Origin of the sequence: Actinomadura geliboluensis (genome assembly GCF_043197915.1) — a bacterium.
GTDB classification, from domain to species: domain Bacteria; phylum Actinomycetota; class Actinomycetes; order Streptosporangiales; family Streptosporangiaceae; genus Spirillospora; species Spirillospora geliboluensis.
In genome coordinates this window covers 131584-146101 of record NZ_JBICUA010000004.1, presented here as the reverse complement: position 1 = coordinate 146101, position 14518 = coordinate 131584, and the positions used below count along the sequence as shown (strand labels likewise).

Genomic DNA, 14518 nt, shown 5'->3' with positions numbered 1-14518 from the left:
TCCCCATGACTGACAAGCCGCGCCCACAATGGGCGGCACGCCTCGAAGCCGAACGCCGCGCCCGCGGCTGGGGCCCGTTCAAGGCGGCCCGCCGCCTGTACGCCGCCGCCGGCATCGACCATCCGGACCCGAGCCAGGTCAAGAACCTCTCCCGGCAGATCAACCGCCATGAGAAAGGCGAGGTGTTCCCGTCCGACTGGGGCTCCGCCTACGCCACGGCCTTCGGAATGGACGAAAGGGACCTCTTCGGCCAGGAATCGACTGATCAGCCGATGGGTACCGTAGACCCGAGCCCTATTCCCGACGATGGGGACGATGACGTGAAGCGTCGCGCCGCACTCCAGCTGATCGCCGCCCTGGGCGCCGGAGCCGCCGTCCCACCGGGAACCCTGGAAGAAATCCTCGCCGGCATCGACCGCGCCCTGGACCGGCCGGTCGACATCGATGAATGGGAGAGCGCGGTACGTGAGTACGGTTTCCTGATCAATCGGCAGCCGGTCGGCTCGCTGATCAACGATCTGACCGCCGACATCATCGGCGTCGGGGAACTGCTCAAGCGCGACGACGCGCAGCGGGCGGACTTGCTCCGCATCAGCGCGGGCCTTTCCGCTCTTCTGGCCATCGAGTTCGGCGACATCGGAAACCGCAGGGGCGCCCGCCTGACGTGGGGCACGGCCCGCCGAGCCGCCGACGCGTCCGGCGACCGTGACCTGAAGGTATGGGTGCGGGCACGAGAAGCCGAAGAGGCATTCTGGTTCGGGCTCTCACCGCAGGAGATCAGCGCTCGCACCACAGAGGCCATACGAATTTCGGGTGGAACGCCCAACGGCGGGCTGCCGAGGGCCTACGCCGTGCGCGCCAGCCTCGCCGCAGAGCACGGCGACAAGGCCACGGCTCGCCGGACGATGCACGAACTCTCAGAGGTCTTCGAGAACCTGCCGAACTCTGTGACGAGCGACCCGGCCACCTTTGGATGGAGCGAAGCCCGTTTCCGCTGGAACGAGGCGTACGTTTACACCCTGCTCGGTGACGCCCGCGCCCGGAAGGCGGTGGACGACGCCCTGGCGCTCTACCCGCCCGGCACTCTCGGCCCGGTCGCCAACCTCAAGATGATCGACGCGATGGGCATGATCACAAGCCGCGAGGTCGACACGGGACTCGACCGCACACTGGCGACCCTTCAAGAACTACCGCTGAGCCCGGCGCGACGGCGCATGACCGGCCAGATCCTGCGCACCCTCCCCGCCCAAGCACAGGCCCTACCAGCAGCCCGCGAACTCCGTGCCCTCACGTCGGCCTGAGCCAGGCCGAGCGCGCATGCGCGCCGGTTCCCGGGGACCCCACCAACACGATCACGATCTGTGGGGAGGCCCGGCCCAACCAGTGGCGGCGACCACCTCACGCGCGATGTCCACGACGAGCCGTCCGTCCGTCGCCACTCGCACGGTCTCCGCGGGGGCCCGCTGGTCCAGGAGCCGTGCCTTGCGGACGCTTCCTTCCGACTCCTGCTCCAGCTCTGAGCCGAGCTCCCGGCCCACCAGCCGCTCGCGGGCGGTGGCATCGGAGGCGGTGAGGAGGACCCGTATGATCCCCACTCCGGCCCCCATGGCACGCTCGAACATGCCCGTCGCCTCTGGCAGCACGCTCATGGTGTTCGTATAGACCAGGCGTCGGTAGCCGCGCTTGGCGAAGTTCGCCCACACGGCAGTCAGGTTGCTCTCGGTGATCTCCTCGCGGTGAGGGTCTCCCGCCGGCGCCGGATGCACCTGCCCCATGAAATCGCCATCGATGATCGCGTGAGCGACCGCCTCGGAGCGCAGCAGCGCCGAGACCTCCCACCCCACCGTCGTCTTGCCGACACCGGCCCGTCCTCCGATGAGCAGCACTTCCGCATGATCCATGGGAGGCAGCGTGCCAGCGGCCGACCACCTCACGCGATCCGATATCGATCCGACCGCCAGACCCCAGCCCACCAACAAGATCACGATCAGCAGCTCATGGTTCGTCCGGCGGGTGCGTTGATCGGCGACCTGACGGCCGACATCATCGCCGTCGGACGGCTGCTCGATCGGCTGAATCCGCGCATGAGCGGACCGGTCTCTTGCGAGTGAGCGCGGGCTTGTCCGGCATATTGGCGATCGAGCTAGGGGACGCGGGTGAGGAGTGCTCCGCACGAATCGCGTGAGGCGTCGCCCGCGTGGGCGTCGGTCTGTTGATCAGGCGGTCTGTTGATCAGGCGGCCTGGGGCCATGTGGGTGGTGGGCGTCTTAGCTTGTGGAGGGGCCCGGCCCCGGGTGGGTGGAGGCGGTAGGTGTAGCGGCCGTCCTGCGCCTTGGTGATATGGAGCCGATCGGGGTTGCTGTGTTTGTACCGGTTGTGCCATCCGCAGGTGAGTGCGAGTTTGTCGATGTCGGTGGGGCTGTGGCCGAGGGCCCAGCCGTGGACGTGGTCGACCTCGCACAGTGTCCCGGGCACCTCGCACCCCTGCACCGCACAGGTGGAGTACAGGGTCTCCAGGACCTGGCGTTGGGAGGCGGTGGCGAACCGCACCCGGTGGCCGAGGTAGAGCGGGGTGTTCCCCTGGCCGAGGAGGAGAGGCGAGACTCCGGCCGCGAGTGCGATGCGGCGGGCTTGGGCGGCGGGGATGGGGGTGCCGTCGGTGAGGCGTGCCGGGGTGGTGCCGCCGGTGAGGATGTCCAGGTCGCAGACCACGGTGACGCGGGTGGCCTTGTGCCCGCCCGACAGGACGCTGCTCAAGGCCGCCGCTGTCCGCTCCGACAGGTCGCGGTGGTCGTCGGTTCCGGCGGGCTTGGCCAGCGGCCCGAGGGTGCCGTCCCAGATGGCGGCGTCTTCGGCGTTCAGCCAGCCCTTGATGTAGCGGCCGCCGTCCAGCGACCGCGTCGAATCGACCCACGACCGCTCATACCCCCGCGCAACCTCGTCGGGGGCGTGTTCGGTGCCGTCGCGTTCGGCGATGACGTCACGGATCCGCTTGCCGAAGGAGGCGACCTTCCCGGCGGAGAAGCCCTGATCGACCATGCTCAGCAGAACGGTCTCGGCCTTGCCGCAGTCGGTGTCGTCGAGTCGGGTGACGGCGTCGGCGATGGTGGCGGCGTACCCGGCCGACAACTCGCCGGCAGCCCATCGTCCGGTCATCTCGGGAAGGCGGTGCCGTTGGCGGGCCAGGGTCAGGCGTTCCTTGGCACGGGCTTCGCGCATGCCCAGGCGGGACCGCAGCCATGATCGAGTGGAGGGGAAACCCCACCGCTGCACCTCCCGGGCACCGTCCACCACGCCGATGAACCCGGCCAGCGCCACCTCCTGCAGATCGGTGGTGGCGGCGAGGGTTTCGGTGAGTTCCATGCACGCCGCCGCCGATTCGGGGGCGGCGCGGGAGGCGAGTTCGGCGGCGATCGCCGATGCCGCGTTCACCAATTCCATGGTGGACGCGGCATCAAGATCGACCGGAATTGAACTCATACTCCTATGGTATCCGATCGGGTACTGGTTTGTGCTTTCGAGTCGAAATTCGATCATGATTCTTTTTGTGATTCATGATCGCTGCTCGCAGTTATCTCGGATGCCTCATTTTGGGCATTTCGATTTCATTGTCTTGCGGATTGTGGGGTGCGTGTTGTGCGTCCCTGCATGGGGTGATCGGACAAAGGCGGTCGGAGCAGGCCGTGACTCGACCGAGCACCGCTGCCATTGGATGGACGTGCAGGTCGTTGCCGGATCCCGGCGGGTCAAGCCTCTGGGCATCGGGGGCGACCCCCGCTCGCATGTCAGGCTCCGAGGCGGCGAACGCAAACGCTCGGCTCAAGAATGCTTAAGAACTGGCGAATCCTCCGCAACTCTGCGGCAGCCCCAGCCGGGCCGGCCAATTCGGCAAGGCCATCGCCGTCCAACAGCACTACGAAGCCACCCCCCCGATGATATGCAACCCCGCTGATCTGCGGCTGTCCGGGCTGAGTGGTGAAGCGGCGCTCGCCGGGGGTCAGTTCGGCAAAGCGAACGACAGGGCGGGGGTCGTGGGGTGGTGGATCCGTTGGGTTCCGTTGGCGATGCTCAGGCGGAAGGTGTCCAGGGCGGGGCGGTCGGCCTGGTCCCAAGCGTCCCAGGTCGCCTCGATGGCGTCCCATAGGCGTACAGGGCCCGCTTGGCGGACGCCGTCCGAGGTGAAGGCGGCGGTGGAGCCGGTGGTGACGTCGATGAGTTGCGCGGTGCCGTTCATCATCGTGAGTTGCGCGTTGGGTGCGGCCAACTGGGCGAGGAAACGTCCGGAGAAGCCGTCCTCCGTCGAATCGTCGAGGCGCTCGGGGCCGTGGCGGACGGGGCGGAACTCGGCGTCGTGTGTGAGCGACGCCCAGTGTGCCGGGTTGCCCGGCTCCGGCCGTTCCTGCACTCGTGCGGCCATGAACGAGATGGTCCCGGGAAGCAGCGGTCCTTCGGCGGTCCCGTCGTCCTGGACGGTCAGCAGCACCCGCGCGTACCCGTACAGCCAGCCGGACAAGGTGGTGAGGATCTTCCCGCCGGGCCGTGTCTGGGTGAGCCAGGCGCGCGGGACGGTGCGCACCGAGCATGCGGCGACGATCCGGTCATAGGGGGCGCACGGCCAGTACCCGTACAGCCCATCGGCCACCGCGAGGTCCGGTGCGTAGCCGCACTCGTAGAGCGCGGCCGCGGCCCGGCTCAGACGGTGGCCGTCCACCTCCACGGATGTGACGTCCCCACTGTCGCCGAGCCTCTCGCACGCGAGCGCCGTCGAGTAACCGGTGCCGGTGCCGATCTCTAGGACGTTCTGGCCGTTCTGGACATCCGCGTCAGCCCACATGCGCACCACCAGGGAGGGCAGCGTGGACGACGAGGTCGGCGCCCCGCCGATCCTGGGGGCCGGACGGTCCCAGTCGATCTCGTCGCCGTCGAACTGGGTGATCAGCGTGGTGTCCGAGTAGACGGCCGTCAGCCATCGCGCCTGGTCGATGGCCTCGGTGACCGGCTCCCAGACGGTCAGCCCGACCTGGGAACGCTCACCGGAGTCGGCATAGAAGCCCGGAACGAACCGGTGCCGAGGCACGGCCCCCACCGCCTCGCGCCAGGCCCGGTCGTCGGTCGCGAGCCGTCCGGCAAGCTCGGCTCGCAGCCGTACGGGATCTGGGGGTGTCATGACCTCACCCATTCTGCAGAAGTTCCGCGAAGGCGTCCGCGATGGAGTCGGATGCGGGCAGGAATCCCCACTGGCCATTGGGATTGCATTCAATGAAGACCAGATCCTCGGTGTCGTCCAGCGCGAAGTCGAAACAGCCGAACGCCAGGCCGAAGCGGTTGAGGTAGGCGCGGAGGCGGCCCACGAACTGCGCGGGCAGGTCGATCGGCGTGTAAGCCAGTTGGTCCCAGTCGCCGGCCTTCTCCACCTCCGCCTGGAACAAATGAGCGGTGAGCGACACTGACTCGTCCAGCTCTGGCGCCTTCACCCGCTGCGTCCAAATCACGCCGGTCTCGCCTTCTGCGGGCGGGACTCCGCGAAAGGACTTGTAGACGGTGCCGCGGTGTTCACCGGCGAACCGGCGGGCCGCGGCCGGGTCGTTGGTGATCAGCGTCGGCGGGACGGTGAAGCCCAGTTCGGCGGCGGCCCGGAGTTGGGACGGCTTGTACTCGGCGCGGGCGTTCGCCAAGGGCGCGTTCACGTGCGGCACGGGCAGGTCGTTGAGGAGACCGGTCAGGCCGTGGCGCGCCTCGGCGGACGCGAAGCGGCGGGCGCGGCGCTCCAGGCGGTCGAATCGCCAAGGCCCTGGACGCCGGTGGTACACCGAACGGACGTGAACGAGGTCGATGTCACGGCTGTCGGTGCGCAGCCGCCCGCTCCATCCTCGGTCGCCTCCGCCGATGCGTCCGGCGAAGGTGAGCCCGTCGCCGATGTCCGCCGGGTCGAGACGGACGACGGGGACACCGCGCCGGTTCAGCGCCGCGATGACGAGGTCCGCCGTCACGTCTTCGAGGCTGGTGACGACCAGCACCGGCCCGTCCGCCATCTGCTCAGTCCGACTCGTAGTCGGCGGTGGAGTCGTCGACCGCCTGGTCCTGGGGACTGCTGCCGTCCCCGCCGCCGGACTTGGTGGCCGTGCTCGTCTGCCGGTTCGTCCCGTGCTTGCCCATCTCGATCACTTGGCCTCGGTGGTCCAGATAGCGGCCGGTCTGCGTGGCCGCGTCCAGTGTCACCGTCGCGTAGGAAGGAGCCGCCTCTGGGAGGCGGGCGGTCATTCGCGTCCATCCCCACGGGGCTTGGCTAGGGCTTCGTGTCATCGGTCCTCCTTGTGCCGGGGCGATCGCCGCTACTCATCGGAGTCGAACGGTCACGCGGCCGGCAAGGCGGCAATGGGGACACGCTCACACCAACGGCCGCGTCCGCGCCGTACTCGGCTACCTGAACGAGCCTTAGGCCGGACGATCCGGGGAACCGTCCCGGGTGCGGGGGACTCCGGATTGGGGGCGGGGAGAGGTGCTCGACTCGGTCACGTCCTGGTTGGGCGGTCTGTCCGGGCCGGTCGTGTACGGGGTCGTCGGCGGGCTGGTGTTCTGCGAGGACGCCCTGTTCTTCGGCTTCGTGCTGCCCGGCGAGACCGCCGTCGTCCTCGGCGGGGTCATCGCCGGCCAGCACCGGGTCTCGATCGTCTGGCTGTGCGTGGTCGTGGTCGTGGCGGCGATCGTCGGGGACTTCGTCGGCTACATGATCGGCCGCCGGGTCGGCCCGGCGATCCTGGACACCCGCATGCTCCGCCCCCACCGCGACCGTGTGGACAAGGCCCGCGATCTGATCCAGCGCCGGGGCGGGGTGGCCGTCTTCCTCGGACGGTTCATCGCGTTCTTCCGCGCGGTCATGCCCGCGCTGGCGGGGATGTCGCGCATGCCCCGCCACGTGTTCTTGCTGTACAACGCCGCCGGCGGGCTGCTGTGGGGTGTTGGCTTCACCTTGCTCGGCTACTTCGCCGGGTCCGCCTACAGCCGCATCGAGCATGTTGCCGGACGCGTCGTCGCGATCGTGGTCGCCTGCGTGGTCGTCGTGGGCGTCATCGTCTGGCGCGTCCGCCGCAGGCGCTCGCGTTAGTTGTCTTGGGTGCGCAGGCCGTTCAGTAGGCGGTCCAATGCTTGCTCTGTCTGCGCCAGTGCGTGCGGGGCCGGTGAGCGGGCCAGCCATAGGGCGGCCTCGTTCATGGCGCCGGACAGCAAGCGGGCCAGCGGCTCTACCGGCTGGTCGGTGATGACTCCGGCTTTCACGAGGTCCTCAAGGGCTTCGGCTAGGTGGCGGGCTGAGGAGTCCTCGTCCATGGCTCGCCATTCGTCCCAGCCGAGGACGGCCGGGGCGTCGATCAGCACGATGCGGCGCACCACCGGGTCAGTCCCGGCGGAGAGGAAGGCTCGGCAGCCCGCCCGCAGTTGCTCCCAGGGGTCGCCGTGCTGGTCGGCGGCGGCCGCGACGCGCGCGCCGAGTTCCTGCTGCACCTCGGCGACCACGGCCCGGAAGAGCCCAGCCTTGCTCTCGAAGTGGTGGTACGCCGCCCCCTTGGTGACGCCGACCGCCTGCGCCACCTCGGCCAGGACCACGTCGTGGTAGCCGTCGGCGGCGAACCTCCGGCGTCCCTCGGCCAGGAGCGCCCGCCGTGTCGCCGCCCGCTGCTCGGCCCTCGTGCCAGCCATCGTCGGTCCGCCCTCCCTTTCGCATACCCCGGGTATGCTACCGTCCGTCTCACATACCTCGGGTATGTGAAATCGGACTACGGACGGATGGAGACATGCTCATGAAGGTCCAGCTCGGAGGCTTCTACCCCGTGATCGCCACCCGCGACGTCGCCGCGTCGCGGCGCTTCTACGTCCGGCACTTCGGGTTCGAGGTGACCTTCGAGGCCGACTGGTACGTCAGCCTCCGCCGCCCGGACGCCCCGCAGTACGAACTCGCCCTGCTCGACCACTCCCACCCGACCATCCCTGACGGTCACCGCACGCCCCTCCAGGGCGGCCTCCTGCTCAACTTCGAGGTGGACGACGTCGACGCCGAACACCGCAGGCTGGTCGAAGGGGCGGGCCTGCCCGAACTCCTCTCCCTGCGCACGGAGGAGTTCGGGCAGCGCCACTTCATCGTCGCGGCGCCGGACGGCGTCATGATCGACGTCATCACCGTCGTCCCGGCGACCGGGGAGTACGCCCAGCAGTACGTGCAGGGCGGCACCACGGGAAACTAGGCCGGGGCTACGGGTCTGTTCCCAGGCCGGTGAGCTGGAGGCGTAGGGCCAGGCGCGTCTGGGGGGACGACAGGTCGAGCGGCGCCACCTCGGCCATGCGGCGCAGGCGGTAGCGCAGGGTGTTCGGGTGGACGGACAGGGCCTCCGCCGTGCCCTTCGGGTCGCCGTAGTGGTCCAGCCAGGCGGCGAGGGTCGCGAGGAAGGCGGTTCCGTGCTTCTCGTCGTGAGTGATCAGGGCCGGGAGGGGGCTGCCCAGGAGGCCCTCCTCGACGCGGGTCGCCTTGCGGGCGCGTTCGATGACGACCGCGTCCCAGACGTCCTCTAGAAGGAGAAGGCCCGGGGCGAGGCGGCCGGACGTGATGAGCGCGTCGAGTTCGGCGGCCTCCGCGCGGGAGCGGGGGAGGTCGGCGGGGGACCGGGCCGGGCCGCCCGCCGCCGCGTACAGGGTGCGGTCATGGGCGCGGACCTCGGTGAGGACGGTCCGCAGCCACGGCGTCGACCCGGCTTCGCCCCGGGTGCTGGGCGGGTCGGTGAGCAGCGCGTACAGGGCGCCGTCCAGGTCGGCGAGGAGGGGGCGGTGCCAGCCGAAGCGGTGGGTGATGGCCTCCCACAGGTCGAGGCGGCGGCGGAGATCTTCGCCGCCGCCCAGGATCACGGCCCGGTAGGGGAGGTCCGCCGGGACGGGGGTGCCGTCGCGGAGGGCGGTGCGCAACTGGTCGGCGGACACGCGGCGCGCCACGCCCGCCTCGGCGCGCAGGCGCAGCAGGTGCAGGGCCACGACGGACGCCAGGTCGGTGAGGCGCCGGACGCGGTCCTGTGAGATCGGCGTGCGCGCGACCACCCAGATCGAGCCGAGCCACTCGCCCCCCGCGCGCACCGGGATGACGAGGCGGGGCAGCATGTCGTCCGGCCCGGCGGGGACGAGGATCGGGTCCGAGGAGCGGGCCAGTTTCCGGAACACCCCGCAGGCGCGGAGATGCGCGATGACCTGCGGCGGGACGCGGCGTCCGACGATCGTGGAGACGCGGGCCGGGTCGGTGGTGTCCTGGCGGCCGGAGTAGGCGAGGACGCGGGAGCGGGCGTCCTCCAGGGTGACGGGCGCGTCGGCGATCTCGGCGGCGGTGTCGGCCAGGGCGAACAGGTCGTCGGGGATGCCGGACGGCTGCGGCGCGTAGGCGCGGTCGACGGCGCCCCGCACCAGCCAGATGACGTGCGTCCAGGACGTGTCGGGCTGGAGTTCGATCACGGCCGGCTTCAGGCCGGCGGCGGCTTCGGCGACCTCCGGCGCGACGGGCGCCTTCAGGACGACGCCCTCCGCGCCCGCGGCGTCGGCACGTTCCAGGAGCGCGACGGCCTCGGCCGGGCCGGTCACGCCCACGGCGAGGACGATCTCGCCGGGCTGCCCCGCCGGCTCGCCCGGCTCCGCCAGCACCACGTCGTGGACCTGCCCGCCGCGCCCCGGCGTCACCAGCCGGAGCAGCCCCAGCGAGTCGACGAGGTCGGCCACGTCGAGCTTCACCATGCGTCCATTGTGCCGTTCGCACGACGGGCCCCGACCGGATTGGCCGATCGCGACAGAGACGACGGCTTCACCACGGCGCACCATCGAAGTGTCACGCGTAACAGCGAGGAGAGGAGTCGCCATGGCTCTCGACGCAGCGCCGCGCCGAGTCGCCGTCGTGGGCGCCGGCATGGTCGGGCTGTCCACCGCCTGGTTCCTGCAGGAGCACGGCGCCGACGTCACCGTGTTCGACCGCCGGGACGTCGCCGCGGGCGCGTCCTGGGGCAACGCCGGCTGGCTCACGCCCGGCCTGGCGACCCCGCTGCCGGAGCCGGCCGTCCTCTCCTACGGCATCCGGGCGGTGCTCAGCCCGTCCTCGCCGGTCTACGTCCCGCCGAGCGCGAACCCGCGCCTGCTCCGCTTCCTCGCCGGGTTCGCCCGCAACAGCACCGCCGCCCGGTGGCGCCGCGCCATGGAGTCGCTCGTGCCGATCAACGGCCGCGCGCTGCCGAGCTTCGACGCGCTGCTGGACGGCGGCGTCAAGGCGGAGACGAACGAGGCCGGGTCCTTCCTCGCCGCGTACCGGACGGCCGCCGAGCGGCGCGTCCTGCTGGAGGAGATCGAGCACATCCGCGCGGCCGGCCAGGAACTGGAGTACGAGGCCCTCACCGGCGACCAGGCCCGCGCCCTGGAACCCGCCCTGTCGGACGAGATCGGCGCCGCGATCGTGCTGCGCGGCCAGCGGTTCGTCAACCCGGGCGCGTTCGTGCACGCGCTCGCCGACTCCGTCCGCGACCGGGGCGGCAAGATCCGCGCGGGCGCGGACGTCACCGAGATCGGGCACCAGCGGGGCAGTGTCTCCGTCCGCACCACGGGCAGCGACTCCGAGCAGTTCGACACGGTGGTGCTCGCGAGCGGCGTGTGGCTCGGCGACCTGGCCCGGCAGTTCGGCGTGCGGTCCCTCGTCCAGGCGGGCCGCGGCTACAGCTTCAGCGTGCCGATGGACCGCGTCCCGGACGGCCCCGTCTACTTCCCGGCCCAGCGCGTCGCCTGCACGCCGCTCGGCGACCGGCTCCGCGTCGCCGGGATGATGGAGTTCCGCGCCCCGGAGGCCCCGCTCGACCCGCGCCGGATCAAGGCGATCGTCGAGGCCGCCCGGCCGCTGCTGCGCGGCGCCGACCTCGGCGCCCGGCAGGACGAGTGGGTCGGGTCCCGCCCCTGCACCCGCGACGGACTCCCGCTGATCGGCGCGACCCGCTCGCCGCGCGTCTTCGCCGCCGGCGGGCACGGCATGTGGGGCATCACCCTCGGCCCGGCGACCGGGCGGCTGCTCGCCGAGCAGATCGTCACGGGCCGGCGGCCGGTGGAACTCGACCCGTTCGACCCGCTCCGCTGACGACTGGGGGATATTGCCGGTTTCGTCCGGGACGGCGCGCTACCGTCACGGGGTGATCCAGACACCCCGTGACGGGAGGGACGCGATGGACCGGACGACGATGCCGCTGACCCGGGCCCAGCGCGTGCTGGCCGCGGTCGGCGGCGTCTTCTTCGCGGGCCTCGCCGGCCTGGGCGGATACGGCTCGTTCGCGTCCGTCCGGGACGTGGCCGAGCCCTGGTTCGGCGACGAGGCGTGGATCGTCCCGGCCGGGGTCGACCTGGGCATCCTCGCCCTCGTCTCCGTCGCGCTGCTCCTGGAGTGGCTGGCCATGCCCATGCCGGCGCTGCGCTGGATGGCGTTCGCCTTCACGGCCGCCACCGTCTGGCTCAACGTCTCCGCCGCGCATGGCGACGTCACCGGCATGGTCATGCACGCCGCCATGCCCGTGCTGTTCATCACGTTCATCGAGGCCGTCCGGCACGCCATCCGCCGCCGCGCCGGGATCGCCGCCGGGACCGTCCGCGAAGGCGTGCCCATCGCCCGCTGGCTGCTGGCGCCCTTCTCCACGTTCCGCCTGTGGCGCCGCATGGTCCTGTGGCAGATCACGTCCTACCCCGACGCCCTCCAGGCCGAGCAGCGCCGCCGCCACGCCCTCGCCCTCCTGGACGACCACTACGGCCGCAAGTGGAAGTCGAAGGCCCCCGCGGACGTCGTCTGGATGCTCAAGGACGGCGTCATGCTCGACCAGGCCCTCACCCGCGTCACCACCCTCACGACCCCGCCTCCGCCTCCGCCCCCGCCCGAGCCCGAACCTGCGCCTGCGCCTGCGCCGCCGCCTCCGGCTCCGCCGAAGCAGAAGAAGGCGAGCGTCCCGCGCAGCGTGGCGACCGACAATGAGGCCCGCGCCCTCGCCATCATCGACGCCGAGCCCGGCATCACCGGCGCCGAACTCGGCCGCCGCCTCAACATCAGCTCCCGCCAGGGCCAGCGCCTCCTCAGCCGCCTCTCCAGCCCGGCCCCGACGTCCTGAAGAGTCACACTTCCCTCCCGGATTTCGTCTATGGGGAAACGGAAGGGGATTCCATGGCCACCTACGACTGGACCGCCATGTACGTCATGCACGACGCGCTGCGGAGGGAACTGGAGCAACTCGCCAAGGTCGCCGCCCGCGAGGACGGCGAGGCGCGCCGCGTCCTCGCGGAAGGACAGGGCTGGGACCTGTTCAAGACGGCCCTGCACATCCACCACACCGCCGAGGACGAGGCCCTGTGGCCGCCCATGCGCGAGGCCCTCGCCGACCGTCCGGACGGGCTCGCCCTGATGGACGCGATGGAGGCCGAACACGCCGCCATCGACCCCGCCATCGAGGCGATCGACGCCGGCACCGAACCCCTCGGCCCCCTCGTCGACCGCCTGGCCACCGCCCTCACCGGCCACCTGAGGCACGAAGAGGAGGCCGCGCTTCCGCTGATCGACGAGACCCTGCCGCCCGAGCACTTCGCGAACTTCGGCCAGGTGCACGGCGCGAAACTCGGCCCCAACGGCCCCCGCGTCATCCCCTGGCTCCTGGACGGCGCCGACCCGGAACTCGCCGCGAAGTTGCTGGCCTTCCTCCCGGAGCAGGCCCGCACCGCCTACGAAACCGTGTGGCGCCCCGCCTACGCGTCCCTCGACCTCTGGAACGTCACCTGATCCGGCGACGGCGTCAGGAGGACTTGCAGGTGGTGCTGTCGGCCTTGACGTTGGAGTGGTTCGGGTACTTCCAGCGGCAGAGTTCGCTGAGGGTGACCGTCGTCCGGCCGGGCGCGCCGTAGCACGAGTAGTCGCCGCCGTACTCGCGGACAGCGCCGGCGTATCCACGGGACCGGCAGTAGGTGGTGCCGTCGGTCGCCGAGATGGTCCCCAGCGTCTTCGGGCCGGTGGGAGGCTTCTCCTCTGTACCGCCGCCGCCGGACGGCTCGGACGGCTTGGCGGACGGCCGGGGCGTGCGACCGCCCGAGCCGGTCGGGGGCGCCGGGCCGCCGGGCGGCGCCTTCGACGTCGCGGACGACGGCCCGGATCCGCGGCTCGCGGACTCGCTCGGGCTCGCCGGAGGCCCGGTCGTCCCGGCGGCGGGCACCCCGGACGACCTCGCGGTATCCGGGGTCTCGGACGCCTCCGACGTCCCGCCCTCCCCCTCGGACGGGAGCAGGATGTAGCCGCCGCCCAGCGCCACGACGAACGCCGCGACGGCGGCACCGATCAGGAGCGCGCGCCGACGCCCTTTCCGGCCCCGCGCCGGCGCGTCCGGAGCAGAGTCGTGAACGGTGTCCGGAGCAACGACGACCGGCTGCGGCTCCGGGGGCTCGGGATCGGCGGGCGCGGCGGCTCCGGCCTCCCACGCGGGGGACGGGAGGTCGCGCAGCCGCTCGCCGACCTGCGCGGCGGTGGGACGCCGGGCCGGGTCCTTGGCCAGGCACTCGCGGACGATCGCGGCGAACGGTGCCCGCAGGCCGTCCAGGTCCGGTTCGTCCTCCAGGATCGCCCGCATCACCGCCGGGATCGAACCGCCGTCGAAGGCCCGCCTGCCGGTCGCGGCGAACACCATGGTCGCGCCCCAGGCGAACATGTCGGCCGCGGGGCCGGTCTCGTCCTCCCGGAGCTGCTCGGGCGCCATGTAGCCGGGGGTGCCGACGGCCTGGCTGGTGATGATCGACTGGTTGAGGTCCAGGGCGCGGGCGATGCCGAAATCGATGACGACCGGCCCGTCCGGCCCGAGCAGGACGTTGCCCGGCTTGAAGTCGCGGTGGACCACCTCGGCCCGGTGGATCGCGGCCAGCGCCGTCACCGTGTTGACCGCCAGCCGCTCCAGCGCCGCCCCCGCGCGCGGGCCGGAGTCGCGCACCGACGCCTGGAGGGACGGGCCGTCCACGAACTCGCTGACGATGTAGGGACGGCCGTCCTCGACACCGCTGTCGAGCACCTGCGCGGTGCAGAACGGCGCCACCCGCTCGGCGATCTGCATCTCGCGGACGAACCGCGTCCGCGCCACCTCGTTGCCGAAGAGGTGCGGGTGCAGCAGCTTGACCGCCACCGTCTCGCCCGTGGCCGAGGCACCGGCGTAGACCGTCCCCTGCCCGCCGGCGCCCAGCCGATGCTCAAGGCGGTAGGGACCGACCGAGTCCGGATCTGTGGGCAGCAAGGCCATCCGCTCGGCCACGACCCCTCCTCACGCGTCCCCCGGAGCGGTGATCATATCGACTCACCTCACACGAGTCGGTGAAGTACCAGCGCCGGAAGGGGACGCCGCGGGGGGGGGGGGGGGGGGGGGGGGGGGGGGGGGGGGGGGGGGGGGGGGGGGGGGGGGGGGGTGTTTTTTGTGGGGGGGGGGGGGGGGGGGGGGCGCGACGGCCGGCCCCCGGG

General features: G+C 71.5%; 14 protein-coding genes. 6 read left to right on the top strand and 8 right to left on the bottom strand.

What is annotated here, in order from left to right; genetic code table 11:
* The first annotated feature begins 5 nt into the window (after positions 1–5).
* Positions 6–1301, top strand: a complete 1296-nt coding sequence (locus ACGFI1_RS14935) for an XRE family transcriptional regulator (RefSeq protein WP_392785714.1) — start codon at positions 6–8, stop codon at positions 1299–1301.
* A 51-nt stretch (positions 1302–1352) separates the two neighbouring features.
* On the opposite strand, the gene ACGFI1_RS14930 is transcribed toward ACGFI1_RS14935, so the two are convergent.
* The 5 genes from ACGFI1_RS14930 to ACGFI1_RS14910 form a co-directional block, all read right to left on the bottom strand.
* Positions 1353–1901: a hypothetical protein gene (locus ACGFI1_RS14930; RefSeq protein ID WP_392785713.1), complete on the bottom strand. Its 549-nt coding sequence runs from the start codon at positions 1899–1901 to the stop codon at positions 1353–1355.
* A gap of 331 nt (positions 1902–2232) precedes the next feature.
* Positions 2233–3480 carry an HNH endonuclease signature motif containing protein gene (locus ACGFI1_RS14925; protein WP_392785712.1) on the bottom strand — a complete coding sequence of 416 codons (1248 nt, stop codon included), beginning with the start codon at positions 3478–3480 and terminating at the stop codon, positions 2233–2235.
* Between the two features lie 517 nt (positions 3481–3997).
* Positions 3998–5167, bottom strand: a complete 1170-nt coding sequence (tgmC, locus tag ACGFI1_RS14920) for an ATP-grasp peptide maturase system methyltransferase (RefSeq protein WP_392785710.1) — start codon at positions 5165–5167, stop codon at positions 3998–4000.
* Positions 5168–5171: 4 nt separating this feature from the next.
* Positions 5172–6032, bottom strand: a complete 861-nt coding sequence (locus tag ACGFI1_RS14915) for a hypothetical protein (RefSeq protein WP_392785708.1) — start codon at positions 6030–6032, stop codon at positions 5172–5174.
* 4 nt (positions 6033–6036) lie between these two features.
* Positions 6037–6303, bottom strand: a complete 267-nt coding sequence (locus ACGFI1_RS14910) for a putative ATP-grasp-modified RiPP (RefSeq protein WP_392785706.1) — start codon at positions 6301–6303, stop codon at positions 6037–6039.
* 196 nt (positions 6304–6499) lie between these two features.
* Between ACGFI1_RS14910 and ACGFI1_RS14905 the strand changes: the two genes are divergently transcribed.
* Positions 6500–7105 (top strand): DedA family protein, encoded by a 606-nt coding sequence (locus ACGFI1_RS14905; protein ID WP_392785705.1) that lies wholly within the window; start codon positions 6500–6502, stop codon positions 7103–7105.
* Here ACGFI1_RS14905 and ACGFI1_RS14900 read toward each other — a convergent pair.
* The gene (locus ACGFI1_RS14900) at positions 7102–7695 is read right to left on the bottom strand and encodes a TetR/AcrR family transcriptional regulator (RefSeq protein ID WP_392785703.1); all 594 of its coding nucleotides are present in this window, start codon (positions 7693–7695) and stop codon (positions 7102–7104) included. The two genes, ACGFI1_RS14905 and ACGFI1_RS14900, sit on opposite strands and share 4 nt — an antisense overlap.
* A gap of 101 nt (positions 7696–7796) precedes the next feature.
* On the opposite strand from ACGFI1_RS14900, the gene ACGFI1_RS14895 reads away from it, so the two are divergent.
* Positions 7797–8237 (top strand): VOC family protein, encoded by a 441-nt coding sequence (locus ACGFI1_RS14895; RefSeq protein ID WP_392786277.1) that lies wholly within the window; start codon positions 7797–7799, stop codon positions 8235–8237.
* A 7-nt stretch (positions 8238–8244) separates the two neighbouring features.
* Here ACGFI1_RS14895 and ACGFI1_RS14890 read toward each other — a convergent pair whose 3' ends face one another.
* On the bottom strand, positions 8245–9759 hold the full coding sequence (locus ACGFI1_RS14890; RefSeq protein WP_392785701.1) for a PucR family transcriptional regulator: 1515 nt from the start codon (positions 9757–9759) through the stop codon (positions 8245–8247).
* 121 nt (positions 9760–9880) lie between these two features.
* On the opposite strand from ACGFI1_RS14890, the gene ACGFI1_RS14885 reads away from it, so the two are divergent.
* The 3 genes from ACGFI1_RS14885 to ACGFI1_RS14875 are packed head-to-tail and all read left to right on the top strand — an operon-like array spanning position 9881 to position 12808.
* Positions 9881–11134: an NAD(P)/FAD-dependent oxidoreductase gene (locus ACGFI1_RS14885; protein ID WP_364552310.1), complete on the top strand. Its 1254-nt coding sequence runs from the start codon at positions 9881–9883 to the stop codon at positions 11132–11134.
* 52 nt (positions 11135–11186) lie between these two features.
* Complete coding sequence (locus ACGFI1_RS14880) at positions 11187–12146, top strand: DUF2637 domain-containing protein (protein WP_392785699.1); 960 nt, start codon at positions 11187–11189, stop codon at positions 12144–12146.
* 53 nt (positions 12147–12199) lie between these two features.
* A complete protein-coding gene (locus ACGFI1_RS14875; protein ID WP_392785697.1) occupies positions 12200–12808 on the top strand; it encodes a hemerythrin domain-containing protein in 609 nt (202 codons plus the stop codon).
* Between the two features lie 13 nt (positions 12809–12821).
* Here the strand turns inward: ACGFI1_RS14875 and ACGFI1_RS14870 are convergent, their stop codons facing one another.
* Positions 12822–14315, bottom strand: a complete 1494-nt coding sequence (locus ACGFI1_RS14870) for a serine/threonine protein kinase (RefSeq protein ID WP_392785696.1) — start codon at positions 14313–14315, stop codon at positions 12822–12824.
* Positions 14316–14518: the final 203 nt, after the last annotated feature.

Excerpts from the sequence above, each read along its gene's own strand:
- ACGFI1_RS14890 (WP_392785701.1), bottom strand. The coding sequence starts at position 9,759 with ATGGTGAAGCTCGACGTGGCCGACCTCGTCGACTCGCTGGGGCTGCTC.
- ACGFI1_RS14910 (WP_392785706.1), bottom strand. The coding sequence starts at position 6,303 with ATGACACGAAGCCCTAGCCAAGCCCCGTGGGGATGGACGCGAATGACC.
- ACGFI1_RS14935 (WP_392785714.1), top strand. The coding sequence starts at position 6 with ATGACTGACAAGCCGCGCCCACAATGGGCGGCACGCCTCGAAGCCGAA.
- ACGFI1_RS14875 (WP_392785697.1), top strand. The coding sequence starts at position 12,200 with ATGGCCACCTACGACTGGACCGCCATGTACGTCATGCACGACGCGCTG.
- ACGFI1_RS14885 (WP_364552310.1), top strand. The coding sequence starts at position 9,881 with ATGGCTCTCGACGCAGCGCCGCGCCGAGTCGCCGTCGTGGGCGCCGGC.
- ACGFI1_RS14915 (WP_392785708.1), bottom strand. The coding sequence starts at position 6,032 with ATGGCGGACGGGCCGGTGCTGGTCGTCACCAGCCTCGAAGACGTGACG.
- ACGFI1_RS14895 (WP_392786277.1), top strand. The coding sequence starts at position 7,797 with ATGAAGGTCCAGCTCGGAGGCTTCTACCCCGTGATCGCCACCCGCGAC.
- ACGFI1_RS14900 (WP_392785703.1), bottom strand. The coding sequence starts at position 7,695 with ATGGCTGGCACGAGGGCCGAGCAGCGGGCGGCGACACGGCGGGCGCTC.
- ACGFI1_RS14925 (WP_392785712.1), bottom strand. The coding sequence starts at position 3,480 with ATGAGTTCAATTCCGGTCGATCTTGATGCCGCGTCCACCATGGAATTG.
- tgmC (WP_392785710.1), bottom strand. The coding sequence starts at position 5,167 with ATGACACCCCCAGATCCCGTACGGCTGCGAGCCGAGCTTGCCGGACGG.
- ACGFI1_RS14930 (WP_392785713.1), bottom strand. The coding sequence starts at position 1,901 with ATGGATCATGCGGAAGTGCTGCTCATCGGAGGACGGGCCGGTGTCGGC.